The following is a 25,867-nucleotide window of genomic DNA, read 5'->3' on the forward strand; positions in this document are numbered from 1 at the left end:
CCGCCCTCTTCCGACAGGACCCGGAGTCCGTGGCATGACCGTCTGCCTGCTCCTGCTGAGCGTCGTCGCCGTGACGGCCGCCGTGCCCGTCCCCCGGGCGCTGACCCGGGCGAAGTGGCCGGAGCGGGAACCGGTGGTCGCGCTGTGGGTGTGGCAGTGCCTGGTCGCCACCGTCCTGCTGTGCTGCGTGACGGCCCTCGCCCTGGGCGCCGCGGCCGTCTTCGGCACCGTCCGCGCCCAGCTCTTCGCCCCGGCCCCGCCCGCGGTGACCGCGGCGTACGACCTGTCCGCCGCGCCGCCCTGGGCCGCCGTCCTCACTGTGCTGCTGGCCTGCGGGGCCGCCTGGACGACGGCCATGCTCGGGCGCGAGCTGGTCGAGGCCCGCCGCCGACGCGCCCGGGCCCGGGCGCATCTGCGCGAACGCGCCCCCGACCTGCCCGCCGGCCTCCCCGCGGCCCGCGGCCCCCTGCTGGTCCTGGAGGACGAGTACCCGGACGCCTGGTGGATGCCGGGCAGCCCGCCCCAGCTGATCGTCACCACCGGCGCCCTGCACCGCCTCACCGACCACCAGCTCGACGCCATCCTCACCCACGAGCGCGGCCACGCCCGCGCCCGCCACGACTGGCTGCTGCACCTCTCCACCGCGCTGGCCACCGGTTTCCCCCGCGTCCCGCTGTTCGCCCACTTCTGCGACCAGACCCACCGCCTGGTCGAGCTGGCCGCCGACGACACGGCCTCCCGCCGTTGCGGCCACCTGACCACGGCCCTGGCGCTGATCGAGCTCAACCAGCACCGCGGCGTCCTGTCCTGCGCCTCCAGCCACCGCCTGCTCGGCGAGCGCGTCGACCGCCTCCTGGAGCCCCCGCCCCGTCTCGGCCGCCGCCACCGCGCCCTGACGACGACCGTGGCGGCGCTGGTGCCGCTGCTCCCCCTGCTGATCACCTTCGCGCCGGGGCTGACGGCGCTGCCGTAGCGGCCGGCGGCGCTGCCGCGGCCGGGAGCGGGGCGCCCTACGCCCAGTCCGGCTCGGGTTCCGGCTCCACGTCCGGATCGGGCCGGTCGTCCCGGCCGGCCGCTCCCGCGTCCCCGGCCGGGTCCGCCGCCCCGCCGGAAGGCCCGCCCAGCGACCCCAGCACCGCCACCACGCCCTCCCCGTACGTGGCCAGCTTCTTCTCCCCCACCCCGCTGATCCCGCCGAGCTCGGCCACCGAGGCGGGCCAGACCGTGACGATCTCCCTGAGCGTGGCGTCGTGGAAGATGACGTACGCCGGGACGCCCTGTTCCCGGGCCTGCTCGGCACGCCAGGCGCGCAGGGCCTCGAAGGCCGGCACGAGTTCCGCGGGCAGCTCGGCGGCGGCCCTGGCCTTGCGCTCGCCCCGCCCCGAGCCCGACGGTCCCGAACCGCCCGACCGGGAGGCCGCCGGCTTCTCCGGCTCCTTGCGCAGCGGTACCTCCCGCTCCCGCCGCAGCACCGCACCGCTGGCCTCGGTGAGCACCAGCGTGCCGTACTCACCCTCGACCGCGAGCAGCCCCTGGGCGAGCAACTGCCGGACCACGCCCCGCCACTCGGCCTCGGTCAGCTCCTCACCGATCCCGAACACGGAGAGCTGGTCGTGGTCGAACTGGATGACCTTGGCCGTGCGCCGTCCCAGCAGGATGTCCACGATCTGCACCGCGCCGAACTTCTGTCCGCGCTCCCGCTGCAACCGCACCACCGTGGACAGCACCTTCTGCGCCGCGATGGTCCCGTCCCAGGTCTCCGGCGGGGTGAGACAGGTGTCGCAGTTGCCGCAGCCCGCCGGGTCGGGGTCCTGGCCGAAGTAGGCGAGGAGCTGACCGCGCCGGCACTGCACGGTCTCGCACAGGGCGAGCATCGCGTCCAGGTGCTGGTTGGCCCGCCGCCGGAAGGACTCGTCGCCCTCGCCGGACTGGATCAGCTTGCGCTGCTGGATGACGTCGCCCAGCCCGTAGGCCATCCACGCCGTGGACGGCAGCCCGTCGCGGCCCGCGCGCCCCGTCTCCTGGTAGTAGCCCTCGACCGACTTGGGGAGGTCGAGGTGGGCGACGAACCGGACGTCCGGCTTGTCGATGCCCATCCCGAACGCGATGGTCGCCACCACCACCAGGCCGTCCTCCCGCAGGAACCGCGCCTGGTGCGCGGCGCGCGTCCCCGCGTCGAGGCCCGCGTGGTACGGCACCGCCTCGATGCCGTTGCGGGTGAGGAACTCGGCGGTCTTCTCGACGGAGTTGCGCGACAGGCAGTACACGATGCCGGCGTCTCCGGGGTGCTCCTCCCGCAGGAAGCCCAGCAGCTGCTTCTTCGGGTCCGCCTTCGGCACGATCCGGTACTGGATGTTGGGGCGGTCGAAGCTCGCCACGAAGTGCCGGGCCGTCGGCATGTTCAGCCGCTCGGTGATCTCCCGGTGCGTGGCGTGCGTGGCCGTCGCCGTGAGCGCCATCCGGGGCACGTCCGGCCACCGCTCGCCGAGCAGCGAGAGCATGAGGTAGTCCGGCCGGAAGTCGTGCCCCCACTGGGACACGCAGTGCGCCTCGTCGATCGCGAAGACGGAGATCTTGCCGCGCGAGAGCAGGTCCAGGGTGGAGTCCAGCCGCAGCCGCTCCGGCGCGAGGTACAGCAGATCCAGCTCGCCGGCGAGGAACTCCGCCTCGACGACCCGCCGCTCGTCGAAGTCCTGCGTGGAGTTCATGAACCCGGCCCGCACGCCCAGCGCCCGCAGCGCGTCCACCTGGTCCTGCATCAGCGCGATGAGCGGGGAGACGACCACGCCCGTGCCCGGTCTGACCAGGGCCGGGATCTGGTAGCACAGCGACTTGCCGCCCCCGGTCGGCATGAGCACGACCGCGTCCCCGCCCGCCACCACGTGCTCGATGACGGCTTCCTGCTCACCGCGGAAGGCCTCGTACCCGAACACCCGGTGCAGCGCGGCCAGCGCCTCGCCCTGCGTCACTGTCATCCTGCCACTACCGCCCGTCACCGTGCTCCCGTGAGCCGTCCCTCGACCACTGCCTCCACGATAGGGGTCCGCACCGACAGCCCCCGGGGTTGTCCACAGGCCCGCCCACGCGCGACGGCGGCGGTCCGGCACCCCCCGAGCAGGTACCGGACCGCCGCCGTGTCGCCGGGCGGGCGGCGCGTCAGCGCACGAACACCCCCGCGTCGCCCGCCAGCTCCAGGAAGTACTGCGGTGCCACACCGAGCACCACCGTGACCGCCACACCGACCCCGATCGCCGTCATCGTCAGCGGTGACGGCACCGCGACGGTCGGGCCCTCGGGACGCGGCTCGCTGAAGAACATCAGGACGATGACGCGGATGTAGAAGAACGCCGCGATGGCCGACGAGAGCACGCCGATCACGACCAACGGGACGGCCCCGCCCTCCGCCGCCGCCTTGAACACGGCGAACTTCCCGGCGAAGCCGGAGGTCAGCGGAATGCCCGCGAAGGCCAGCAGGAACACCGCGAACACCGCCGCCACCAGCGGGGACCTGCGGCCCAGCCCCGCCCACTTGGACAGGTGCGTCGCCTCACCGCCGGCGTCCCGGACCAGCGTGACCACCGCGAACGCGCCGATCGTCACGAACGAGTACGCCGCCAGGTAGAACAGCACGGACGACACACCGCTCGGCGTGGCGGCGATGACACCGGCGAGGATGAAGCCCGCGTGCGCGATCGACGAGTACGCCAGCAGCCGCTTGATGTCGGTCTGCGTGATCGCGACGATCGCACCGCCCAGCATGGTGACGATCGCGACGGCCCACATCACCGGCCGCCAGTCCCAGCGCAGGCCCGGCAGCACGACGTACAGCACCCGCAGCAGCGCGCCGAAGGCCGCCACCTTGGTCGCCGCCGCCATGAAACCGGTCACCGGCGTGGGGGCCCCCTGGTACACGTCCGGCGTCCACATGTGGAAGGGCACGGCGCCGACCTTGAACAGCAGGCCCATCACCAGCAGGGCCGCGCCCACGAGCAGCAGCGCGTCGTTGCCCATGGTGTTCGCGAGCGCCGGGGTGACGTCCTGCACGGTCCCGTCGACGACCCGCGCGATCGTCGCGTACGACATCGAGCCCGCGTAGCCGTACAGCAGCGCGATGCCGAACAGCGTGAACGCGGAGGCGAACGCGCCGAGCAGGAAGTACTTGACCGCCGCCTCCTGCGACATCAGCCGCTTGCGACGGGCCAGCGCGCACAGCAGGTACAGCGGGAGCGAGAAGACCTCGAGCGCCACGAAGAGCGTCAGCAGGTCGTTGGCCGCCGGGAAGACCAGCATGCCGGCGACCGCGAAGAGCAGCAGCGGGAACACCTCGGTGGTGGTGAACCCGGCCTTGACCGCCTTCTTCTCGCTGTCGCTGCCCGGCACGGAGGCGGCCTGGGCGGCGAAGGAGTCGACGCGGTTGCCGTGCGCCTCGGGGTCGAGCCGGCGCTCGGCGAAGGTGAACAGGCCGACCAGGGCCGTCAGCAGGACGGTGCCCTGCAGGAACAGGGCCGGTCCGTCGACGGCGATGGCGCCCATCGCCGCGATGCCCGCCTTGGTGGTGCCGTAGTCGCCGGCCGCGAGCGCCACGACCGCGGCGAAGGCGGCGGCGAGGGCCACCAGGGAGACGAACATCTGCACGTGGTAGCGCGACTTGCGCGGGACGAACGCCTCGACCAGCACCCCGAGGACCGCCGCCCCGACGACGATCAGGGTGGGGGCGAGCTGTCCGTACTCGATCTTCGGCGTGTCGATCTTCGTGATCGGGTCGGCCGCGGCCGCCGCCGTTGTCCACAGGCTGTGGACGGCTGTTGTGCTCACTTGGCCGCCTCCACCTCAGGCTTGGGGTCCTTCTGGTCCACGTCGAGCATGGTCTGCTTCACCGCCGGGTTCACGACGTCCGTGACGGGCTTCGGGTAGACGCCCAGGAAGACCAGCAGCACGACCAGCGGCGCCACCACCGCGATCTCCCGCACCCGCAGGTCGGGCATCGCGGAGACCTCGGGCTTCACCGGGCCGGTCATCGTCCGCTGGTAGAGGACGAGGGTGTAGAGCGCGGCGAGGACGATGCCGAGGGTGGCGACGATGCCGATCACCGGGTAGCGGGTGAACGTGCCGACCAGGACCAGGAACTCGCTGACGAAGGGCGCGAGACCCGGCAGCGAGAGGGTCGCGAGGCCGCCGATCAGGAACGTGCCGGCGAGCACCGGGGCCACCTTCTGCACACCGCCGTAGTCGGCGATGAGCCGCGAGCCGCGCCGCGAGATCAGGAAGCCGGCGATCAGCATCAGCACGGCCGTCGAGATCCCGTGGTTGACCATGTAGAGCGTCGCGCCGGACTGCCCCTGGCTGGTCATCGCGAAGATGCCCATGATGATGAAGCCGAAGTGCGAGATCGACGCGTACGCGATCAGCCGCTTGATGTCGCGCTGGCCGACCGCGAGCAGCGCGCCGTAGATGATGCTGATGACCGCCAGGACGAGGACGACCGGCGTCGCCCACTTGCTGGCCTCCGGGAACAGCTGGAGGCAGAAGCGGAGCATCGCGAAGGTGCCCACCTTGTCGACGACCGCCGTGATGAGCACGGCGACCGGGGCGGTGGACTCCTGCATGGCGTTGGGCAGCCAGGTGTGCAGCGGCCACAGCGGCGCCTTCACCGCGAAGGCGAAGAAGAAACCGAGGAACAGCCAGCGCTCGGTGCTGGTCGCCATGTCCAGCTCGCCGCTCGCCCGGGCCTCGGCGATCTCCGTGAGCGAGAAGTTCCCGGCGACCACGTACAGCCCGATCACCGCGGCCAGCATGATCAGACCGCCGGCCAGGTTGTAGAGCAGGAACTTCACCGCCGCGTACGACCGCTGGGTGGCCGCCGCCTGCTCGCCGTGCTCGTGGGCCCGGTCCCCGAAGCCGCCGATGAGGAAGTACAGCGGGATCAGCATGGCTTCGAAGAAGATGTAGAAGAGGAAGACGTCGGTGGCCTCGAAGGAGAGGATCACCATCGCCTCGACGGCCAGGATCAGGGCGAAGAAGCCCTGCGTCGGCCGCCACCGCCTGCTGCCGGTCTCCAGGGGGTCGGCGTCGTGCCAGCCCGCGAGGACGATGAACGGGATCAGCAGGGCGGTCAGCGCGATCAGCGCCACCGCGATGCCGTCCACGCCCAGTTCGTAGCGGACCCCGAAGTCCGCGATCCAGGCGTGGGACTCGGTGAGCTGGTAGCGGTCGCCGTCCGGGTCGAACCGCACCAGGACGGTGATCGCCAGCACCAGCGTGGCGAGCGAGAAGAGCAGGGCCAGCCACTTGGCGGCCGTGCGCTTCGCGGCCGGTACGGCGGCCGTGGCGATCGCCCCGACGGCCGGGAGCGCCGCCGTGGCTGTCAGCAGGGGAAAGGACATCGGTATCAGACCGCCCTCATCAGGAGGGTCGCGGCGACCAGGACCGCCGCGCCGCCGAACATCGAGACCGCGTAGGACCGCGCGAAGCCGTTCTGCAGCCTGCGCATCCGCCCGGACAGGCCGCCCATCGAGGCCGCCGTGCCGTTGACGACCCCGTCGACCAGGGTGTGGTCGACGTAGACCAGCGAGCGCGTGAGGTGCTCGCCGCCGCGGACCAGGACCACGTGGTTGAAGTCGTCCTGGAGCAGGTCGCGCCGGGCGGCCCGGGTGAGCAGCGATCCGCGCGGGGCGACGGCCGGGACCGGGCGGCGCCCGTACTGGGCCCAGGCGACGGCCACGCCGATGACCATCACGGCGACCGTGGACAGCGTCACCGTCAGGGCGCTGACCGGCGGGTGGCCGTGGGCGTGCCCGGTGACGGGCTCCAGCCAGTGCACGAAGCGGTCGCCGATGCTGAAGAAGGCACCGCCCGCGACCGACCCGACGGCCAGCACGATCATCGGGATCGTCATGACCTTCGGCGACTCGTGCGGGTGCGGCGGGGTGTACTCGCCCCGCGTCCGGGCGGCGGGCTCCACGTCCGGCTCGGCCGGGGACGGCGTCGGGGCGTTGCGCCAGCGCTCCTCGCCGAAGAACGTCATCAGCATCACGCGCGTCATGTAGTACGCGGTGATGGCCGCGCCCAGCAGGGCGCAGGCGCCGAGGATCCAGCCCTCGGTGCCGCCCTTGGCGAACGCCGCCTCGATGATCTTGTCCTTGGAGAAGAAGCCGGACAGCCCCGGGAAGCCGATGATCGCGAGGTAGCCGAGGCCGAAGGTGACGAAGGTGACCGGCATGTACTTGCGCAGTCCGCCGTAGCGGCGCATGTCGACCTCGTCGTTCATGCCGTGCATCACCGAGCCGGCGCCGAGGAACAGCCCGGCCTTGAAGAAGCCGTGCGTCACCAGGTGCATGATCGCGAAGACGTAGCCGATGGGGCCGAGGCCCGCGGCCAGCACCATGTAGCCGATCTGCGACATGGTCGAGCCGGCCAGCGCCTTCTTGATGTCGTCCTTCGCGCAACCGACGATCGCACCGAACAGCAGCGTGACCGCGCCGACGATGGTGACGACCAGCTGCGCGTCGGGGGCGCCGTTGAAGATGGCTCCGGAGCGGACGATGAGGTACACGCCCGCCGTCACCATGGTGGCCGCGTGGATCAGGGCCGAGACCGGGGTCGGGCCCTCCATCGCGTCCCCGAGCCAGGACTGCAGCGGCACCTGGGCGGACTTGCCGCAGGCGGCGAGCAGCAGCATCAGGGCGATCGCGGTGAGCTTGCCCTCGCCCGCCTCGCCCGCGAGGGAGGCCTCCCCGTGGCCGCCGAGCACCGGCCCGAAGGCGAAGGTGCCGAACCACAGGAACATCAGCATGATCGCGATCGACAGGCCCATGTCGCCGACGCGGTTGACCAGGAAGGCCTTCTTCGCGGCCGTCGCGGCGCTGGGCTTGTGCTGCCAGAAGCCGATCAGCAGGTAGGAGGCGAGGCCGACGCCCTCCCAGCCGAGGTACAGCAGCAGGTAGTTGTCGGCGAGGACGAGGATCAGCATCGCCGCGAGGAACAGGTTTAGGTAGCCGAAGAAGCGGCGGCGCCGCTCGTCGTGCTCCATGTACCCGACGGAGTACAGGTGGATCAGCGAGCCGACGCCGGTGATCAGCAGCACGAACGTCATCGACAGCTGGTCGAGCCGGAAGGCGACGTCGGCCTGGAACCCCTCCACCGGGATCCAGCTGAACAGGTGCTGCGTGACGGTGCGTTCCCCGGCGCCCTTGCCCAGCAGGTCGGTGAACAGCACCAGGCCGAGCGCGAAGGAGACGAACGCGAGGGCGGTGCCGATCCAGTGGCCGACGGAGTCCAGCCGGCGTCCGCCGCACAGCAGGACCACCGCTCCGAGCAGGGGCGCCGCCACCAGCAGCGCAATCAGGTTCTCCACGTTTCAGCCCCTTACAGCTTCATCAGGCTGGCGTCGTCGACCGAGGCCGAGTGGCGGGAACGGAACAGGGACACGATGATCGCCAGCCCCACCACGACCTCCGCGGCGGCGACGACCATCGTGAAGAAGGCGATGACCTGGCCGTCGAGGTTGCCGTGCATCCGGGAGAAGGCGACGAAGGCGAGGTTGCAGGCGTTGAGCATGAGCTCGACGCACATGAAGACGACGATCGCGTTGCGCCTGATCAGCACGCCGGTGGCGCCGATCGTGAACAACAGGGCGGCGAGGTAGAGGTAGTTGACCGGGTTCACTTCGACGCCTCCTCGGGCCGCTTGAACGTCGTCGGCTCGATCGCCGTGCGCTCCAGCCGCTCCTCGGCGCGCTGCTCCAGTGCCCTCAGGTCGTTGAGCGCCTCCTGCGACACGTCACGGATCTGACCGCGCTCGCGCAGCGTCTTGCTGACGGTGAGCTCGGACGGGGTGCCGTCGGGCAGCAGGCCCGCGATGTCCACGGCGTTGTGCCGCGCGTACACGCCGGGCGCCGGCAGCGGCGGCACGTGCTTCCCCTCCCGGACCCGCTGCTCGGCCAGCTCGCGCTGGGTCCTGGCGCGCTCGGTGCGCTCGCGGTGGGTGAGCACCATGGCGCCGACGGCGGCCGTGATGAGCAGGGCGCCGGTGATCTCGAAGGCGAAGACGTACTTGGTGAAGACGAGGGCCGCGATGCCCTCCACGTTGCCGTTCGCGTTCGCCTGGCCGAGGCCGCCGAACTCGCTGAGCGAGGCGTTGCCGATGCCCGCGACCAGCAGGACGCCGAAACCGAGCCCGCACAGCAGGGCCAGCCAGCGCTGGCCCTTGATGGTCTCCTTCAGGGAGTCCGCCGCGGTGACGCCGACCAGCATCACCACGAACAGGAACAGCATCATGATCGCGCCGGTGTAGACGACGATCTGCACCACGCCCAGGAAGTAGGCGCCGTTGGCCAGGTAGAACACCGCCAGGACGATCATGGTCCCGGCGAGGCAGAGCGCGCTGTGCACGGCCCGCTTCATGAAGACGGTGCACAGCGCGCCGATCACCGCGATCGTGCCGAGGATCCAGAACTGGACGGCCTCCCCGGTGGAGGTGGAGTAGGCGGCGAGCTGTCCGGTCATCGCTTGATCACCTCCTCCGACGCCGGTTCCTCCGGGCCGAAGGTCGAGGCGGCCTCCTGGACCACCTCGCCCCTGGAACGGGCGACCTGCCGCTCCGTACCGGGCGCGGCCTCGGTCACCAGGCCCCGGTAGTAGTCCTGCTCGTCGGTGCCCGGGTACATGGCGTGCGGGCTGTCGACCATGCCCTCCTCCAGACCGGCGAGCAGCTGCTCCTTGGTGTAGATGAGGTTGGCGCGGCTGGAGTCCGCCAGCTCGAACTCGTTGGTCATCGTGAGCGCGCGCGTGGGGCACGCCTCGATGCACAGTCCGCACAGGATGCAGCGGGCGTAGTTGATCTGGTAGACGCGGCCGTACCGCTCGCCGGGCGAGTAGCGCTCCTCGTCGGTGTTGTCCGCGCCCTCGACGTAGATCGCGTCGGCGGGGCAGGCCCAGGCGCACAGCTCGCAGCCGACGCACTTCTCCAGGCCGTCCGGATGGCGGTTGAGCTGGTGCCGTCCGTGGAAGCGCGGAGCGGTGGTCTTCTGCTGCTCCGGGTACTGCTCGGTCAGCCGCTTCTTGAACATGGCCTTGAAGGTCACGCCGAAGCCGGCCACGGGGTTCAGGAAACCGGGCTTGGTCTCCTTGGGCTCCTCAGCCATCGGAGGCCTCCTTTCCGTCCGTGGATCCACCCAGTGGTCCGTCACTCCGGGTGTCGGGTCCACCACTGACAATGAGCTCCCGCTCGCGTCGCGAGCGGCGCCGCGGCACCGGCGGCACCTCCTGTCCCGGCAGCGGCGGTACGGGGAACCCGCCCGCCATCGGGTCGAAGGCGGCCGGGGCCTCGACGGGCTTCCCGTCCCGCTTGGCCTTCTCGCGGAACATGTCGGCGACGAAGGAGAGCAGCAGCAGGGCGAGCACGGCCCCGCCGATGTAGAGCGCGATGTCGGCGAAGTCGTAGTTCTCGTTCCGCAGGGCCCGCACGGTGGCGACGAGCATCAGCCACACCAGCGAGACCGGGATGAGGACCTTCCAGCCGAGCTTCATCAGCTGGTCGTAGCGGACCCGCGGGAGCGTGCCGCGCAGCCACACGAACATGAACAGCAGCAGCTGGACCTTGAGGACGAACCAGAGCAGCGGCCACCAGCCGTGGTTCGCGCCCTCCCAGAAGGTGCTGACCGGCCACGGGGCCCGCCAGCCGCCGAGGAAGAGGGTGACGGCGACGGCCGAGACGGTGACCATGTTGATGTACTCGGCGAGCATGAACATCGCGAACTTGATCGACGAGTACTCGGTGTTGAAGCCGCCGACCAGGTCGCCCTCGGACTCCGGCATGTCGAACGGCGCGCGGTTGGTCTCGCCGACCATCGTGACGATGTAGATGACGAAGGAGACCGGCAGCAGCAGGACGTACCAGCGGTCGGCCTGCTGCTCGACGATCGTCGACGTCGACATCGACCCCGAGTAGAGGAACACGGAGGCGAACGCGGCGCCCATGGCGATCTCGTAGGAGATCATCTGCGCGCAGGAGCGCAGGCCGCCCAGCAGCGGGTAGGTCGATCCGGAGCTCCAGCCCGCCAGGACGATGCCGTAGATGCCGACCGAGGCGACCGCGAGGATGTAGAGCACCGCGATCGGCAGGTCGGTGAGCTGCATCGTGGTGCGCTGACCGAAGATCGAGATCTCGTTGCCGGCCGGGCCGAAGGGGATCACCGCGATCGCCATGAAGGCCGGGACGGCCGCGACGATCGGCGCGAGGACGTACACCGCCTTGTCGGCGCGCTTGACGACGACGTCTTCCTTGAGCATCAGCTTCACGCCGTCGGCGAGCGACTGGAGCATGCCCCAGGGGCCGTGCCGGTTGGGGCCGATGCGCAGCTGCATCCAGGCGACGACCTTGCGCTCCATCACGATGGAGATCAGCACGGTCACCATGAGGAAGGCGAAGCAGAACACCGCCTTGACGACGATCAGCCACCAGGGGTCGCGGCCGAACATCGAGAGGTCTTCAGCGGCGAGGTACGGGCTCATCCCTCCACCTCCTTGGGGGCCTCGCCGGCGAGCGTCGCCGGGCCGATGCGGACGAGGGAGCCGGGCTGTTCCCCGGTGTCGGAGGCGACGCCGCCGCCGACGGAGTTCATCGGGAGCCACACCACGCGGTCGGGCATCTCGGTGACCTCCAGGGGCAGTTCGACCGTTCCGGCGGTACCGGTCACCGCCAGCAGGCCGCCGTCCTCGACGCCGACCTCCGCGGCCGTGGCGGCCGACAGGCGCGCGTGGGCGGCGTGCCGGGTGCCGGCGAGCGCCTCGTCGCCCCGCTGCAGGACGCCCTGGTCGAGCAGCAGCCGGTGCCCGGCGAGCACCGCCTCCCCGGCGGCCGGCCGGGGCAGGGCGCCCGCGGTCTCCAGCGGGTCGGTGGCCCGCGGCCCGTCCCAGGCGCCGAGCCGGTCGAGCTCCGCGCGGATCGTGCGCAGGTCCGGCAGCCCCAGGTGGACGTCCATGGCGTCGGCCAGCATCTGCAGCACGCGCGCGTCGGTGGGCGCGAGACGCCGGGTCATGTGGTCGGGCTTGAGCGCCGCCTCGAACATGCGGACGCGGCCTTCCCAGTTGAGGAAGGTGCCGGCCTTCTCGGCGACCGCGGCGACGGGCAGGACCACGTCGGCGAGCCCGGTGACCTCGCCGGGCCGCAGCTCCAGCGAGACCACGAACCCGGCCTCGGCGAGTGCCGCACGCGCGCGTGCCGGGTCGGGCAGGTCGGCGACCTCCACGCCCGCGACCAGCAGCGCCTGGAGCTCACCGCGCAGGGCCGCCTCGACGATCTGGCCGGTGTCGCGGCCGTAGCGGTGCGGCAGTTCGGCGACGCCCCAGAGGGCGGCGACCTCCTCACGCGCGCGGGGGTCGGTCGCCGGGCGGCCGCCCGGCAGCAGCGACGGCAGCGCGCCCGCCTCGACGGCGCCCCGTTCCCCGGCCCGGCGCGGGATCCACACCAGCCGGGCGCCGGTCGCGGCGGCGGTCCGGACCACCGCGGTCAGGCCGCCCCGCACGGCCGCCAGCCGCTCGCCGACGACGATCACCGCGCCGTCGGTCCGCAGCGCCTCGGCGGCCACGGCCCCGTCGCCCTCCAGGCCGACGCCGCTCGAGAGCGCGTCCAGCCACTCGGTCTCGGTGCCGGGAGCCGCCGGCAGCAGCGTGCCGCCGGCCTTCGTCAGACCGCGCGTGGCGTGCGTGGCCAGGGCGAAGGTCTTCTGCCCGTGCCTGCGCCAGGCCTTGCGCAGCCGCAGGAAGACGCCGGGCGCCTCCTCCTCCGACTCGAACCCGACCAGCAGGACGGCGGGCGCCTTCTCCAGCGACGTGTACGTGACGCCCGTGCCGTCGAGGTCGCGTCCGCGGCCCGCGACCCGCGCGGCGAGGAAGTCGGCCTCCTCGCCGCTGTGCACGCGCGCGCGGAAGTCGATGTCGTTGGTGTCGAGCGCCACGCGCGCGAACTTGCTGTAGGCGTAGGCGTCCTCGACGGTGAGCCGTCCGCCGGTGAGGACACCGGTGCGGCCCCGCGAGGCCAGCAGCCCCTGGGCCGCGATCTGCAGCGCGTCGGGCCACGAGGCGGGCTCCAGCTCGCCCTCCGCGTTGCGCACCAGCGGCGTCTCGAGCCGGCCCGGCAGCTGCGCGTACCGGAACGCGAAGCGCCCCTTGTCGCAGATCCACTCCTCGTTGACCTCGGGGTCCTCGGCGGCGAGCCGCCGCATGACCTTGCCGCGCCGGTGGTCGGTGCGGGTGGCGCAGCCGCCGGAGCAGTGCTCGCACACCGACGGCGAGGAGATCAGGTCGAAGGGGCGGGAGCGGAACCGGTAGGCCGCCGAGGTGAGCGCGCCGACCGGGCAGATCTGGATGGTGTTGCCGGAGAAGTACGACTCGAAGGGGTCGCCCTCGCCGGTGCCGACCTGCTGCAGCGCGCCCCGCTCGATCAGCTCGATCATCGGGTCGCCCGCGACCTGGTTGGAGAACCGGGTGCAGCGGGCGCACAGCACGCACCGCTCGCGGTCGAGCAGCACCTGCGTGGAGACCGGGACGGGCTTCTCGTAGGTGCGCTTCCTGCCCTCGAAGCGGGACTCGGCGTTGCCGTGCGACATCGCCTGGTTCTGCAGCGGGCACTCGCCGCCCTTGTCGCAGACCGGGCAGTCCAGCGGGTGGTTGATGAGCAGGAGCTCCATCACGCCCTTCTGGGCCTTCTCGGCGACCGGCGAGGTGAGGTGGGTCTTCACCACCATCCCGTCGGTGCAGGTGATGGTGCAGGAGGCCATCGGCTTGCGCTGGCCCTCGACCTCGACGATGCACTGGCGGCAGGCGCCGGCCGGATCGAGGAGGGGGTGGTCGCAGAACCGGGGGATCTCGATGCCGAGCTGCTCGGCGGCCCGGATGACCAGGGTGCCCTTGGGCACGCTGATCCCGATGCCGTCGATCGTCAGCGTGACGAGGTCCTCGGGCGGGACCGCCGCCTCTCCTCCGCCGGAGGGCGCGCTGGTGGTCACCGTCATGCGTTCACCTCCGTACGGTGGTCGGCCCAGGCCGTCGACCTGGCCGGGTCGAAGGGGCAGCCCCGGCCCGTGACGTGCTGCTCGTACTCCTCGCGGAAGTACTTGAGCGAGGAGAAGATCGGCGAGGCGGCGCCGTCGCCGAGGGCGCAGAAGGACTTGCCGTTGATGTTGTCGGCGATGTCGTTGAGCTTGTCGAGGTCGGACATCCGGCCCTTGCCGGCCTCGATGTCGCGCAGCAGCTGGACGAGCCAGTACGTCCCCTCGCGGCAGGGGGTGCACTTGCCGCAGGACTCGTGGGCGTAGAACTCGGTCCAGCGGGTGACGGCGCGGACGACGCAGGTCGTCTCGTCGAAGCACTGCAGGGCCTTCGTGCCGAGCATGGAACCCGCGGCGCCCACTCCTTCGTAGTCGAGGGGGACGTCGAGGTGCTCGTCGGTGAACATCGGCGTCGAGGAGCCGCCCGGCGTCCAGAACTTCAGGCGGTGCCCGGGCCGCATGCCGCCGCCCATCTCGAGCAGCTGGCGCAGCGTGATGCCGAGCGGCGCCTCGTACTGGCCGGGGTTGGCGACGTGGCCGCTGAGGGAGTAGAGCGTGAAGCCGGGGGACTTCTCGCTGCCCATCGAGCGGAACCATTCCTTGCCCCGGTTCATGATGGCGGGAACCGACGCGATCGACTCGACGTTGTTCACCACAGTCGGGCACGCGTAGAGGCCCGCGACGGCGGGGAAGGGGGGACGGAGCCGCGGTTGGCCCCGGCGGCCTTCGAGCGAGTCGAGCAGTGCGGTCTCCTCACCGCAGATGTACGCGCCCGCGCCCGCGTGCACGGTGAGCTCGAGGTCGAGTCCGCTGCCCAGGATGTTCTCGCCGAGGAAGCCGGCCGCGTAGGCCTCGCGCACGGCCTCGTGCAACCGCCGCAGTACGGGGACGACCTCGCCCCGCAGGTAGATGAAGGCGTGGGACGACCTGATGGCGTAGCACGCGATGACGATGCCCTCGATGAGGCTGTGCGGGTTCGCGAAGAGGAGCGGGATGTCCTTGCACGTCCCGGGCTCCGACTCGTCGGCGTTGACGACGAGATAGTGGGGCTTGCCGTCCCCCTGCGGGATGAACTGCCACTTCATCCCCGTCGGGAAGCCGGCGCCGCCGCGCCCGCGCAGACCGGAGTCCTTGACGTACGCGATGACGTCGTCCGGTGACATGGCGAGCGCCTTGCGCAGCCCCTCGTACCCCTCGTGCCTCTTGTAGACGTCCAGCGTCCAGGACTCGTCCTCGTCCCAGAAGGCCGACAGCACGGGTGCGAGCAGCTTCTCCGGGCTCGTGTCCTTGAGTTCGGGTGCCAAGGTCATCACTCCCCCTCCTCGGCGGCGGGACCCGACGGGTGGGCCGGGTCGGAGGCCGATGTGTCCTGCGGCGCGTCGTGCGAGCTGAGGTGCTCGGTGGGCGACGGCTCGTGCGGCGGGGTGTCCTGGGGCACCTCGCCCCGCGGGTGCACCACACGCGCGGGTGCGGCCTCCCCCTTGGCCAGCTTCAGACCGACCAGGGAAGCGGGTCCCGCGCTTCCCGTGGCCTCGACGGCGCCCTCCCGCTCGTCGGGGAAGCCGGCCAGGATCCGCGCGGTCTCCTTGAAGGTGCACAGGGGCGCCCCGCGCGTGGGCGCGACCGGACGGCCGGCGCGCAGGTCGTCGACGATGCGCTTGGCGCTCTCGGGGGTCTGGTTGTCGAAGAACTCCCAGTTCACCATCACCACGGGCGCGAAGTCGCAGGCCGCGTTGCACTCGATGTGCTCCAGGGTGACCTTGCCGTCGTCGGTGGTCTCGCCGTTGCCGACGCCGAGGTGCTCCTGGAGCTCCTCGAAGATCACGTCGCCGCCCATGACGGCGCACAGGGTGTTGGTGCACACCCCGACCTGGTAGTCGCCGCTCGGCCTGCGCCGGTACATGGTGTAGAAGGTGGCGACCGCGGTCACCTCGGCCGTGGTCAGGCCGAGCACGTCCGCGCAGAACCGCATCCCGGTGCGCGTGACGTGGCCCTCCTCCGACTGCACGAGGTGCAGCAGCGGCAGGAGGGCGGACCGGGAGTCCGGGTAGCGGGCGACGATCTCGCGCGCGTCGGTCTCCAGCCGGGCCCGGACGTCGTCCGGGTAGGCGGGTGCGGGCAGTTCGGGCATGCCCAGGCTGACGCCCCGCTCCGAAGAAGAGGTGGTCACCGGTCGACGCCTCCCATCACGGGGTCGATGGACGCGACGGCGACGATGACGTCGGCGACCTGGCCGCCCTCGCACATCGCCGCCATGGCCTGCAGGTTGGTGAAGGACGGGTCGCGGAAGTGGACCCGGTAGGGGCGGGTGCCGCCGTCGGAGACGACGTGCACCCCGAGTTCGCCCTTGGGGGACTCGACCGCCGTGTACGCCTGTCCCGGCGGGACCCGGAAGCCCTCGGTGACCAGCTTGAAGTGGTGGATCAGGGCCTCCATGGAGGTGCCCATGATCTTCTTGATGTGGTCGAGGGAGTTGCCGAGCCCGTCCGGTCCCAGGGCGAGCTGGGCGGGCCAGGCGATCTTCTTGTCGGCGACCATGACCGGGCCGGGCTGGAGCCGGTCCAGGCACTGCTCGACGATGTGCAGCGACTGGCGCATCTCCTCGAGCCGGATCAGGAAGCGGCCGTAGGCGTCGCAGGTGTCGGCGGTCGGGATCTCGAAGTCGTAGGTCTCGTACCCGCAGTACGGCTGGGCCTTGCGCAGGTCGTGCGGCAGGCCGGTGGAGCGCAGGATCGGGCCGGTGGCGCCGAGGGCCATGCAGCCGGCCAGGTCCAGGTAGCCGATGTCCTGCATGCGGGCCTTGAAGATGGGGTTCCCGGTGGCGAGCTTGTCGTACTCCGGGAGGTTCTTCTTCATCTTCTTCACGAACGCGCGGATCTGGTCCACCGCGCCGGGCGGCAGGTCCTGGGCGAGTCCGCCGGGGCGGATGTACGCGTGGTTCATCCTCAGGCCCGTGATGAGCTCGTAGATGTCGAGGATGAGCTCACGGTCGCGGAACCCGTAGATCATGATCGTGGTGGCGCCGAGCTCCATGCCGCCGGTGGCGATGCACACCAGGTGGGAGGAGAGGCGGTTCAGCTCCATCAGGAGCACCCGGATGACCGAGGCCCGGTCGGGCACCTCGTCCTCGATGCCGAGGAGCTTCTCGACCGCGAGACAGTACGCCGTCTCGTTGAAGAACGACGTCAGGTAGTCCATGCGCGTCACGAACGTGGTGCCCTGCGTCCACGTCCGGTACTCGAGGTTCTTCTCGATGCCGGTGTGGAGGTAGCCGATGCCGCAGCGGGCCTCGGTGACGGTCTCGCCGTCGATCTCCAGGATCAGGCGGAGCACGCCGTGGGTGGACGGGTGCTGCGGACCCATGTTGACGACGATGCGCTCGTCGTCGGCGCGGGCCGCGGTCTGGACGACCTCGTCCCAGTCGCCGCCGGTGACGGTGTAGACGGTGCCCTCGGTGGTCTCGCGAGGGGATGCGTGCGACGTGCTCACGAGTACGACCTCCGCTGGTCCGGAGCCGGGATCTGGGCGCCCTTGTACTCGACGGGGATGCCGCCGAGGGAGTAGTCCTTGCGCTGCGGGTGGCCCTGCCAGTCGTCCGGCATCATGATCCGCGTCAGGGCCGGGTGACCGTCGAAGACGATGCCGAAGAAGTCGTACGTCTCGCGCTCGTGCCAGTCGTTCGTCGGGTAGACCGAGGACAGCGACGGGATGTGCGGGTCGCTGTCGGGCGCGCTGACCTCCAGGCGGATCAGCCGGTTGTGGGTGATCGAGCGCAGGTGGTAGACGGCGTGCAGCTCGCGGCCCTTGTCGCTGGGGTAGTGCACGCCGCTGACGCCGGTGCACAGCTCGAAGCGCAGCGCCGGGTCGTCGCGCAGGGTGCGGGCGACGCGGACCAGGTGTTCGCGTTCGATGTGGAAGGTGAGTTCGCCGCGGTCGACGACCGTCTTCTCGATGGCGTTGCCGGGGAGCAGGCCCTGCTCCTCCAGCGCGCCCTCGAGCTCGTCGGCGACCTCGTCGAACCAGCCGCCGTAGGGGCGGGTCGCCGGTCCCGGGAGCCGGACCGAGCGGACCAGTCCGCCGTAGCCGGAGGTGTCGCCGCCGTTGTCGGCGCCGAACATGCCGCGCTGGACGCGGATCTCCTCGCCGCCCTGACCGCGCTGGCCGGGGAGGTTCTGGGCGGAGAGGTCCTTCTCGGGGTTGGCCCCGCCGGCGCCGTTCGCGCCGTTGCCGTTCGCGTCGCTCATCGCAGCAGCCCCTTCATCTCGATCGTGGGCAGGGCCTTGAGCGCCGCCTCCTCCGCCTCGCGGGCCGCCTCCTCGGCGTTCACGCCGAGCTTGGAGCTCTGGATCTTCTGGTGGAGCTTGAGGATGGCGTCCATCAGCATCTCGGGCCGGGGCGGACAGCCGGGGAGGTAGATGTCGACCGGGACGATGTGGTCGACGCCCTGGACGATCGCGTAGTTGTTGAACATGCCGCCCGAGGAGGCGCAGACCCCCATGGAGATCACCCACTTGGGGTTCGGCATCTGGTCGTAGACCTGCCGCAGCACGGGCGCCATCTTCTGGCTGACCCGGCCGGCGACGATCATGAGGTCCGCCTGCCGCGGCGAGCCGCGGAAGACCTCCATGCCGAAGCGCGCCAGGTCGTAACGGCCGGCGCCGGTGGTCATCATCTCGATGGCGCAGCAGGCGAGGCCGAACGTGGCGGGGAAGACGGACGACTTGCGCACCCAGCCCGCGGCCTGCTCGACGGTGGTCAGCAGGAAGCCGCTCGGCAGCTTTTCCTCGAGTCCCATGGCTAAAGACCCCTCAGTCCCATTCCAGGCCGCCGCGCCGCCATACGTACGCGTACGCGACGAAGACGGTGAGCACGAAGAGCAGCATCTCCACGAGCCCGAAGATCCCCAGGGCGTCGAAGGTGACGGCCCAGGGGTAGAGGAAGACGATCTCGATATCGAAGATGATGAAGAGCATCGCCGTCAGGTAGTACTTGATGGGGAAGCGCCCGCCGCCGGCCGGCGTGGGGGTCGGTTCGATACCGCACTCGTAGGCCTCGAGCTTGGCGCGGTTGTACCGCTTCGGACCGATCAGCGTGGCCATGACCACGGAGAAGATCGCAAAGCCTGCCCCGAGGGCTCCCAGTACGAGGATGGGCGCATACGCGTTCACCGCTCCTCGCTCCTCTCAGTCGGCACTGACTGCTGGCGGTTGTGCATCGGGCCCTTCCGCCTCACCAGCCCCACGAACCACGCCCGCCCCGGCGAAGATCGAGAACATGTGAAGCAGGTCACAAGCCCAACCGCTCCGCATCTTATGCCCGCCGGTCTGTGATCTGCGACACGGGGTATCGCACAAGCTTTGTGATCTCCACCACCTGACGAACGATCATGAAGTCGGATGAGCGTCGATCTTCACACGCGAAGCGTTCGCGCGCTCACGAAACGTGACAATCCGCCTCGTCGATGCAGGCCAGAGGGTGCGTCTCCATATCAAGATGCTTCCCCTGCATGCAAATTGGCGCTGGACTCGATCTCTTGATAGAGGGCCCGTTCACACTTCGGAGGGGATGTGAGGCGCGATGTGGACACGTGCACGCGTTCACGAAGTCCCGGCGTCGTGATCCGGTCGTGATCAACCCCGCCGGACGCGGTGACGAGGGCAACCGTTCCGTGACCTCCATCACATCCATGAGAGATCGATGAGAAGGGGGCTTGGCCAACCGGACCAACCGGTGGTAAGCGGAGGGCAATCCGGACGTAATGACGAAAGACCGTGATCACGGGCCGGTCACGGGCCGCCCGCAATGTCCGTTACGGCGTCAGGGGAGAGCGACACGCCCGGGATTCGGGGCTCGACTGAACAACTGTGGCGCAGCACACGTTTCTTGTAGATATGAAGGAGCCCCTGGTACCGGTTGTTCCCATGTCCCACACCGCTCACATACGCAGCCACCGGAAGCCCCGCCGTACCGCGCAGTCCGCGCTCGCCGTGCGGGCCGGAGTTGCCGGTGGCGTCCTCAGCACCCTGGCAGTCGCCGGGGCGTCGGGTTCGGCGAACGCCGCCGAACCGGTGACGCAGACCCTCGAACTGCCCACCCTGACGGCCGACCTGGCCGCTCAGATCGCCCAGTCCGCGGACGCCACCCAGCAGGCCGCCGCGAACTACCAGCTGCAGGCCGAGCGTGACGCGGCCGCCGCCCAGGCCGCCAAGGAGGCCGAGGCGGACCTCGCCGAGGCCAAGGAGAAGGCCGAGGCCAAGAAGAAGGCCGCGGAGGAGGCCCGCAAGGCCGCCGCCGAGCGCGCCGCGCGCGACGCCGAGCGCACCACCCTCTCCGCCTCCGCCTCCACCGCCACGACGGCCTCCGCGCCGGCCAGCGGCAGCGTCGCGACGGTCATCGCCTTCCTCAAGGCGCAGGTGGGCGACGCCTACGTCATGGGCGCCTCGGGCCCCAACGCCTGGGACTGCTCGAGCCTGGTGCAGGCCGCGTTCAAGCAGGTCGGCGTCGACCTGCCGCGCGTCTCGCAGGACCAGTCGATGTCCGGCACCGACGTCCCGCTGTCCCAGGTCCAGGTCGGCGACATCCTCTACTGGGGCGGCAAGGGCTCCGCGTACCACGTGGGCGTCTACATCGGGGGCGGCCAGTACCTGGACGCCGCCAACCCCTCCAAGGGCGTCGTCATCCAGGACCTCTCCGGCTACCCCGCGTCGGGTGCCGTGCGCGTGCTCTGATCCGCGCCCACACGGACTGAAGGGCCGCTGCCGCTCGGGGGCAGCGGCCCTCCGCCGTTCCCGCCCGGGACCTTCGGGCACTTCACGCGTTCCGGCCGCACGCCCGGACCCCTCACCCGCGCCGAGCGAAATCGCCCCCGCTGCCCGAATTGCACCCGGCCGGGGACGCGCTGACGGCCCGCCGCGTCCGGACGGGAGCGCCGTACGGCCTCGTGACGGCCTCTCACAGGGCCCCGCACCGACGCCGACGGCCCCGAGCCCGCCCTTCGGGCTCCGGGCCGTCCGCGGTGCCGCTCACGGCCTCGCGCTCCGCGGCCCCGGGCGGTGGCGCCGCCGCCCGGCGCCACCCCGCCGGCGCGTCACGCCTTCGGCGCCACCTTGCTCAGGCCGTTGATGATGCGGTCCATCGCGTCGCCGCCCGTCGGGTCCGTCAGGTTGGCGAGCAGCTTCAGGGTGAACTTCATGAGCAGGGGGTGCGTCAGTCCGCGCTGGGCGGCGATCTGCATGATCTTCGGGTTGCCGATGAGCTTCACGAAGGCGCGGCCGAGCGTGTAGTAGCCGCCGTAGGTGTCCTTCAGGACCCGCGGGTAGCGCTGGAGGGCGGTCTCCCGCTGGGCCGGCGTGGCACGCGCGTGTGCCTGCACGATGACGTCGGCGGCGATCTGCCCGGACTCCATGGCGTAGGCGATGCCCTCGCCGTTGAACGGGTTCACCAGGCCACCCGCGTCGCCGACGAGGAGCAGCCCGCGCGTGTAGTGCGGCTGGCGGTTGAACGCCATGGGGAGCGCGGCGCCCCGGATCGGGCCGGTCATGTTGTCCGGCGTGTAGCCCCAGTCCTCCGGCATCGAGGCGCACCAGGCCTTCAGCACCTCGCGCCAGTCCAGCTCCTTGAAGGAGTCCGAGGTGTTGAGCACGCCGAGGCCGACGTTGCTCGTCCCGTCGCCCATGCCGAAGATCCAGCCGTAGCCGGGCAGCAGGCGGTCCTGCGGGCCGCGGCGGTCCCACAGCTCCAGCCAGGACTCCAGGTAGTCGTCGTCGTGGCGCGGCGAGGTGAAGTAGGTGCGCACCGCGACGCCCATCGGGCGGTCCTCGCGGCGGTGCAGCCCCATCGCCAGGGACAGCCGGGTGGAGTTGCCGTCGGCGGCCACCACCAGCGGGGCGTGGAAGGTGACCTCCCGCTTCTCCTCGCCCAGCTTGGCCTTCACGCCCGTGATGCGCCCGGTGCGGTCGTCGACGATCGGCGCGCCCACGTTGCAGCGCTCGTACAGCCGCGCGCCCGCCTTCTGCGCCTGCCGGGCGAGCTGCTCGTCGAAGTCGTCGCGCTTGCGGACGAGTCCGTAGTCGGGGAAGGAGGCGAGATCCGGCCAGTCCAGCTGGAGGCGGACGCCGCCGCCGATGATGCGCAGGCCCTTGTTGCGCAGCCAGCCGGCCTCCTCGGAGACGTCGATGCCCATCGACACCAGCTGCTTCACGGCGCGCGGGGTGAGGCCGTCGCCGCAGACCTTCTCCCGCGGGAACTCGGTCTTCTCCAGCAGGAGCACGTCGAGCCCGGACCGGGCCAGGTGGTACGCGGTGGTGGAGCCGGCTGGCCCCGCGCCCACGACGATCACGTCGGCGGTGTTGTCGGAGAGGGGCTCGGTCACGGCGGGATCTCCCCAAGGCTCGAAATCTGCGTGCCGACCGGCACTGGACATGGGCAGTCTATGCAGCAGAATTGATCACCCGGCTGAAGGGCTGCCCCGTGAACCGAGCTCTCCCCGCTGTACGGCTCCGAGTCCCCACCCACGAGGACGCCGTCGTCTGGCACCGGATCTTCGACGACCCGGAGGTCATGGAGTTCCACGGAGGCACGTCGGCGGAGCTGTCGGTCTACGAGGAGCTCACCGCCCGCCAGCGCCGGCACGACGCCGAGCTCGGTTTCTGCCTGTGGAGCGTGCTCGACGAGACCGGCCGCGTCATCGGCTTCACGGGCGCCCAGCCGTGGCCGCGGGAGTGGGGCCCCGCGGGCGAGATCGAGATCGGCTGGCGGCTCGCGCGGGAGCACTGGGGCAAGGGGTACGTGACCGCGGCGGCGCGGCAGACGCTGGAGCGGGTGCGCGCCGCGGGGGTGCCGGACGTGGTGGCGATGGTCGACGCCCGCAACGCCCGCTCGATAGCGGTCACCCGGCGCCTGGGGATGCGCCTCGCCGACACCTTCACGAGCCCGGAGTCGCGCCGCGAGGCGCACTGCTACCGCCTGGAGCTGTGACGGCGCCCCGGCGCCGTCACGCACGGTAGCCGATTGTCACGGATAGCCACCCGGAGCTTCCTGGCGGTGCGCGGCGGGTCTACCCTGCCGGTACCGCTGGGGGGTGAGTCCGTGCGTACGACACCCAGGACACCCGACGTGCGCGTGCCGCGCCTGGTCGGTCTGATGGCCGTGGACGCGCGCGAGTCGGCCCGGGCGCGCGGCCTGTTCCTCACCGCGCCGGACCGGCCGGACTTCCCTCTCACCGTCGTCGACCACGTCGTGCGCCAGTACCCGCAGCCGGGCGCCGAGGTGCCGCGGGACTCGATGGTCTACGTGTGGTTCGACTTCGGGGAGGGGGACGGCGGCGGAGGGGTGCGCGAGCCGTGCGGGTCCCGGCCGCCCGCCGGCGGGCTCCGGCGGGAGCTGGAGGAGCCGCACGGCCCCCGGGCCGTGGTCCTCAGCTGTCCTTGAAGCCCCGGTGCAGCGCCACCACGCCGCCCGTGAGGTTGCGCCACGCCACCTTCGACCACCCGGCGCCCCGCAGCCGTTCCGCCAGGGCGGGCTGGTCGGGCCAGGCGCGGATGGACTCGGCGAGGTAGACGTACGCCTCCGGGTTCGACGACACCGACCGCGCGACCGGCGGCAGCGCGCGCATCAGGTACTCGGTGTAGACGGTGCGGAACGGCGCCCACGTCGGGTGCGAGAACTCGCAGATGACGATCCGCCCGCCGGGCCGGGTCACCCGGTGCATCTCGCGCAGCGCGGCGTCAAAGTCCTGCACGTTGCGCAGCCCGAAGGAGATGGTGACGGCGTCGAACGTGTCGTCCCTGAACGGCAGTCGCGTCGCGTCCCCGGCCGTGAACGGCAGCCAGGCGCTGCGCCGCTTGCCGACCTGGAGCATGCCGAGGGAGAAGTCGCAGGGGACGACGTAGGCGCCGGTGCGGGCGAACGGCATCGACGACGTGCCCGTGCCGGCCGCCAGGTCCAGGACCTTCTGCGCGGGCCGCGCGCCGACCGCCTTCGCGACCTCCTTGCGCCACAGTCTCGCCTGCCCGAGGGACAGCACGTCGTTCGTCAGGTCGTACCGTTCCGCCACGCCGTCGAACATCGAGGCGACTTCGTGCGGCTGCTTGTCCAGGGATGCGCGGGTCACGCGCCCATTCTTGCAGCCCGCCCGCCCGGCAGGGGGGCCGGCTTCCGGCGCGCGGCGACGTCCTCGGCCCGGCCGGGGGTGTGGTGCGCGACCACCCGGACGAGGGCCACCGCGCGGGGGTCGGAGCACCCGTCACGCCCCGGCGGGGCCACCGGGGCCGCCGGTTCCGGGCGTCCGGCCCGTACGGCCCGCTTGCGGTCCGCCCCCGTCAGCCGCCCGTTCCCGGCGGCATCCCGACCTCGCCCGTCCGCTTCAGCTTCTGCCAGCGCAGCCGGCCGCCGGTCAGGGCGGTGACGCAGGAGTGGATGAGGACGAGGTACATCATCTGCCGGTACGCGAACTGCTGCAGCGGCATCATCAGCAGGTACCGGTACTTCTCCCGGTCGAGCCGGAAGGCGTACGCGGCGCACACCAGCTGCACGCCCAGGACGGCGAGCCAGGCCAGCAGGGCGGCCTCGAAGTCGACGAAGAGCATCGAGTACGCGGTGAACACGTCGATGAGCGGCGCGAACACCGGCGTGACGATCTGGAACAGCACCACCAGCGGCATGCCGACCCGCCCGAACCGTCCCGAAGGTCCCTTGTCCGTCAGGGACTTGCGGTGCTTCCACAGCGCCTGCATGGTGCCGTACGACCAGCGGTGGCGCTGCGACCACAGCTGCCGCAGCGACCGGGGGGCCTCGGTCCACGCGCGGGCGTGCTCCTCGTAGACGACCCGCCATCCCTCACGGTGCAGCGCGATGGTGATGTCGGTGTCCTCGGCGAGGGTGTCCTCGCTCGTCCCGCCCGCCCGGAGGACCGCCTCGCGGCGGAACGCGCCGATCGCACCGGGGATGGTCGGCATGCAGCGCAGCAGGTCGTACATGCGCCGGTCGAGGTTGAAGCCCATCACGTACTCGATGTGCTGCCAGGCCCCGATGAGCGTGGAGCGGTTGCCGACCTTGGCGTTGCCCGCGACGGCGCCCACCGACGGGTCGGCGAACGGCTGCACCAGGCGGCCCACGGTGTCCGGCTCGAAGACGGTGTCTCCGTCCATCATCACGACGATGTCGTGCCGGGCGCTGCGGATGCCGTTGTTCAGGGCGGCCGGCGCCGCCACGGGGTCAGCGCCGCCGGTACACCAGGCGCCCCTCGACCACGGTCGCCACGCAGGTCCCGGCGCCGCGTGCGGCGAGCGCGGCCTCGTCCGGCACGTCGAAGACGGCGAACCGGGCGGCGGAGCCGGGCTCCCGGGGCTCCGCGAACGTCACCGGCAGTCCGCAGGCGTACGGGTCCAGCGAGGGCGTCCCGCCGGGGCGCCCCAGCCGGCCGGCGACGCCCAGTCCGGAACGGCGCACGGCGTCCCGGACGGCCCGGTTGCGCAGTTCCCCGCAGGCCACCGCGACCGTGCCGTGGGCCAGCATGCGCTGCACCCCGCGCCGGGCGCTCGCACCCCAGCGGGCGTCGTCCATGGCCAGGGCCGCGAGCGCGTCCCCCGTCAGCGGCTCGGTGCCCAGCTCGTCGGCCTCACGCGGATCCGGGTGGTACGCCTCCTCCAGCAGCTCGTTGCCGTGGAGGTTGACGAGGCCGGGGGTGAGGATGCCGGGCCACCGGCGCACCCGGGCCCGCGGACGGTCGGCGAGCAGGTCCTCCAGGGAGCCCGCCCGGGCGATCCACGCGCCTTCGACGGCGAGCGCCCGCCCCTGGGAGTCCGCGTGGATCGTGAGCAT

Annotated in this window: 22 protein-coding genes and 1 pseudogene; 4 read left to right on the forward strand and 19 right to left on the reverse strand. The window is 71.3% G+C overall.

Translation table 11 applies throughout. The annotated features are described in order from the left end of the window. The first annotated feature begins 34 nt into the window (after positions 1-34). Positions 35-973 (forward strand): M56 family metallopeptidase, encoded by a 939-nt coding sequence (locus FHS37_RS08575; protein ID WP_184818657.1) that lies wholly within the window; start codon positions 35-37, stop codon positions 971-973. A gap of 37 nt (positions 974-1,010) precedes the next feature. Here FHS37_RS08575 and recQ read toward each other — a convergent pair whose 3' ends face one another. The 15 genes from recQ to FHS37_RS08650 all read right to left on the reverse strand — a co-directional run bounded on the left by recQ (position 1,011) and on the right by FHS37_RS08650 (position 19,215). After that, positions 1,011-2,975 carry a DNA helicase RecQ gene (gene recQ, locus FHS37_RS08580; RefSeq protein ID WP_184818659.1) on the reverse strand — a complete coding sequence of 655 codons (1,965 nt, stop codon included), beginning with the start codon at positions 2,973-2,975 and terminating at the stop codon, positions 1,011-1,013. A 181-nt stretch (positions 2,976-3,156) separates the two neighbouring features. Then, positions 3,157-4,815: an NADH-quinone oxidoreductase subunit NuoN gene (nuoN, locus tag FHS37_RS08585; RefSeq protein WP_184818661.1), complete on the reverse strand. Its 1,659-nt coding sequence runs from the start codon at positions 4,813-4,815 to the stop codon at positions 3,157-3,159. After that, on the reverse strand, positions 4,812-6,383 hold the full coding sequence (locus FHS37_RS08590) for an NADH-quinone oxidoreductase subunit M (protein WP_184818663.1): 1,572 nt from the start codon (positions 6,381-6,383) through the stop codon (positions 4,812-4,814). Before FHS37_RS08590 ends, nuoN begins: the two co-directional genes overlap by 4 nt. A gap of 5 nt (positions 6,384-6,388) precedes the next feature. Further along, the gene (nuoL, locus tag FHS37_RS08595; RefSeq protein WP_184818665.1) at positions 6,389-8,353 is read right to left on the reverse strand and encodes an NADH-quinone oxidoreductase subunit L; all 1,965 of its coding nucleotides are present in this window, start codon (positions 8,351-8,353) and stop codon (positions 6,389-6,391) included. 11 nt (positions 8,354-8,364) lie between these two features. Then, on the reverse strand, positions 8,365-8,664 hold the full coding sequence (gene nuoK / locus FHS37_RS08600) for an NADH-quinone oxidoreductase subunit NuoK (protein WP_037929353.1): 300 nt from the start codon (positions 8,662-8,664) through the stop codon (positions 8,365-8,367). Continuing rightward, positions 8,661-9,503, reverse strand: coding sequence for an NADH-quinone oxidoreductase subunit J (locus FHS37_RS08605; RefSeq protein WP_184818667.1), 843 nt, complete (start codon positions 9,501-9,503; stop codon positions 8,661-8,663). Before FHS37_RS08605 ends, nuoK begins: the two co-directional genes overlap by 4 nt. Next, the gene (gene nuoI / locus FHS37_RS08610) at positions 9,500-10,141 is read right to left on the reverse strand and encodes an NADH-quinone oxidoreductase subunit NuoI (RefSeq protein WP_184818669.1); all 642 of its coding nucleotides are present in this window, start codon (positions 10,139-10,141) and stop codon (positions 9,500-9,502) included. Before nuoI ends, FHS37_RS08605 begins: the two co-directional genes overlap by 4 nt. Continuing rightward, positions 10,134-11,510, reverse strand: coding sequence for an NADH-quinone oxidoreductase subunit NuoH (nuoH, locus tag FHS37_RS08615; RefSeq protein ID WP_184818670.1), 1,377 nt, complete (start codon positions 11,508-11,510; stop codon positions 10,134-10,136). Before nuoH ends, nuoI begins: the two co-directional genes overlap by 8 nt. Continuing rightward, a complete protein-coding gene (locus tag FHS37_RS08620; protein ID WP_184818672.1) occupies positions 11,507-14,011 on the reverse strand; it encodes an NADH-quinone oxidoreductase subunit G in 2,505 nt (834 codons plus the stop codon). Before FHS37_RS08620 ends, nuoH begins: the two co-directional genes overlap by 4 nt. Next, a complete protein-coding gene (gene nuoF, locus FHS37_RS08625) occupies positions 14,008-15,357 on the reverse strand; it encodes an NADH-quinone oxidoreductase subunit NuoF (protein ID WP_221499420.1) in 1,350 nt (449 codons plus the stop codon). The genes FHS37_RS08620 and nuoF overlap by 4 nt, the downstream gene beginning before the upstream one ends. Then, positions 15,357-16,217 carry an NADH-quinone oxidoreductase subunit NuoE gene (gene nuoE, locus FHS37_RS08630; RefSeq protein WP_184818676.1) on the reverse strand — a complete coding sequence of 287 codons (861 nt, stop codon included), beginning with the start codon at positions 16,215-16,217 and terminating at the stop codon, positions 15,357-15,359. Before nuoE ends, nuoF begins: the two co-directional genes overlap by 1 nt. Next, complete coding sequence (locus FHS37_RS08635) at positions 16,214-17,536, reverse strand: NADH-quinone oxidoreductase subunit D (RefSeq protein ID WP_184818678.1); 1,323 nt, start codon at positions 17,534-17,536, stop codon at positions 16,214-16,216. Before FHS37_RS08635 ends, nuoE begins: the two co-directional genes overlap by 4 nt. Then, the gene (locus FHS37_RS08640) at positions 17,533-18,291 is read right to left on the reverse strand and encodes an NADH-quinone oxidoreductase subunit C (protein ID WP_184818680.1); all 759 of its coding nucleotides are present in this window, start codon (positions 18,289-18,291) and stop codon (positions 17,533-17,535) included. The genes FHS37_RS08635 and FHS37_RS08640 overlap by 4 nt, the downstream gene beginning before the upstream one ends. Further along, positions 18,288-18,842 carry a NuoB/complex I 20 kDa subunit family protein gene (locus FHS37_RS08645; RefSeq protein WP_018528252.1) on the reverse strand — a complete coding sequence of 185 codons (555 nt, stop codon included), beginning with the start codon at positions 18,840-18,842 and terminating at the stop codon, positions 18,288-18,290. The genes FHS37_RS08640 and FHS37_RS08645 overlap by 4 nt, the downstream gene beginning before the upstream one ends. Before the next feature lie 13 nt (positions 18,843-18,855). Further along, positions 18,856-19,215 carry an NADH-quinone oxidoreductase subunit A gene (locus FHS37_RS08650; RefSeq protein ID WP_003974383.1) on the reverse strand — a complete coding sequence of 120 codons (360 nt, stop codon included), beginning with the start codon at positions 19,213-19,215 and terminating at the stop codon, positions 18,856-18,858. Positions 19,216-19,938: 723 nt separating this feature from the next. Here FHS37_RS08650 and FHS37_RS08655 point away from each other — a divergent pair. Continuing rightward, the gene (locus tag FHS37_RS08655; protein WP_184818682.1) at positions 19,939-20,775 is read left to right on the forward strand and encodes a C40 family peptidase; all 837 of its coding nucleotides are present in this window, start codon (positions 19,939-19,941) and stop codon (positions 20,773-20,775) included. A gap of 359 nt (positions 20,776-21,134) precedes the next feature. On the opposite strand, the gene FHS37_RS08660 is transcribed toward FHS37_RS08655, so the two are convergent. Next, entirely contained in the window at positions 21,135-22,469 is a 1,335-nt protein-coding gene (locus tag FHS37_RS08660) for a geranylgeranyl reductase family protein (protein ID WP_184818684.1), read from the reverse strand. A 47-nt stretch (positions 22,470-22,516) separates the two neighbouring features. Here FHS37_RS08660 and FHS37_RS08665 point away from each other — a divergent pair, with 47 nt between their 5' ends. Continuing rightward, positions 22,517-23,023, forward strand: coding sequence for a GNAT family N-acetyltransferase (locus FHS37_RS08665; RefSeq protein ID WP_184818686.1), 507 nt, complete (start codon positions 22,517-22,519; stop codon positions 23,021-23,023). Positions 23,024-23,134: 111 nt separating this feature from the next. After that, entirely contained in the window at positions 23,135-23,476 is a 342-nt protein-coding gene (locus FHS37_RS08670) for a PASTA domain-containing protein (RefSeq protein ID WP_268254582.1), read from the forward strand. Here the strand turns inward: FHS37_RS08670 and FHS37_RS08675 are convergent. The 3 genes and pseudogenes from FHS37_RS08675 to FHS37_RS08685 form a co-directional block, all read right to left on the reverse strand. Beyond that, on the reverse strand, positions 23,463-24,158 hold the full coding sequence (locus FHS37_RS08675) for a demethylmenaquinone methyltransferase (protein ID WP_184818687.1): 696 nt from the start codon (positions 24,156-24,158) through the stop codon (positions 23,463-23,465). The two genes, FHS37_RS08670 and FHS37_RS08675, sit on opposite strands and share 14 nt — an antisense overlap. 208 nt (positions 24,159-24,366) lie before the next feature. After that, positions 24,367-25,248, reverse strand: a pseudogene (locus FHS37_RS08680) (glycosyltransferase family 2 protein); the annotation flags it as partial. A gap of 13 nt (positions 25,249-25,261) precedes the next feature. Then, positions 25,262-25,867 carry a hypothetical protein gene (locus FHS37_RS08685; RefSeq protein WP_184818689.1) on the reverse strand — a complete coding sequence of 202 codons (606 nt, stop codon included), beginning with the start codon at positions 25,865-25,867 and terminating at the stop codon, positions 25,262-25,264.

The sequence above is a fragment of the Streptomyces griseomycini genome (assembly GCF_014203535.1).
GTDB lineage: Bacteria > Actinomycetota > Actinomycetes > Streptomycetales > Streptomycetaceae > Streptomyces > Streptomyces griseomycini.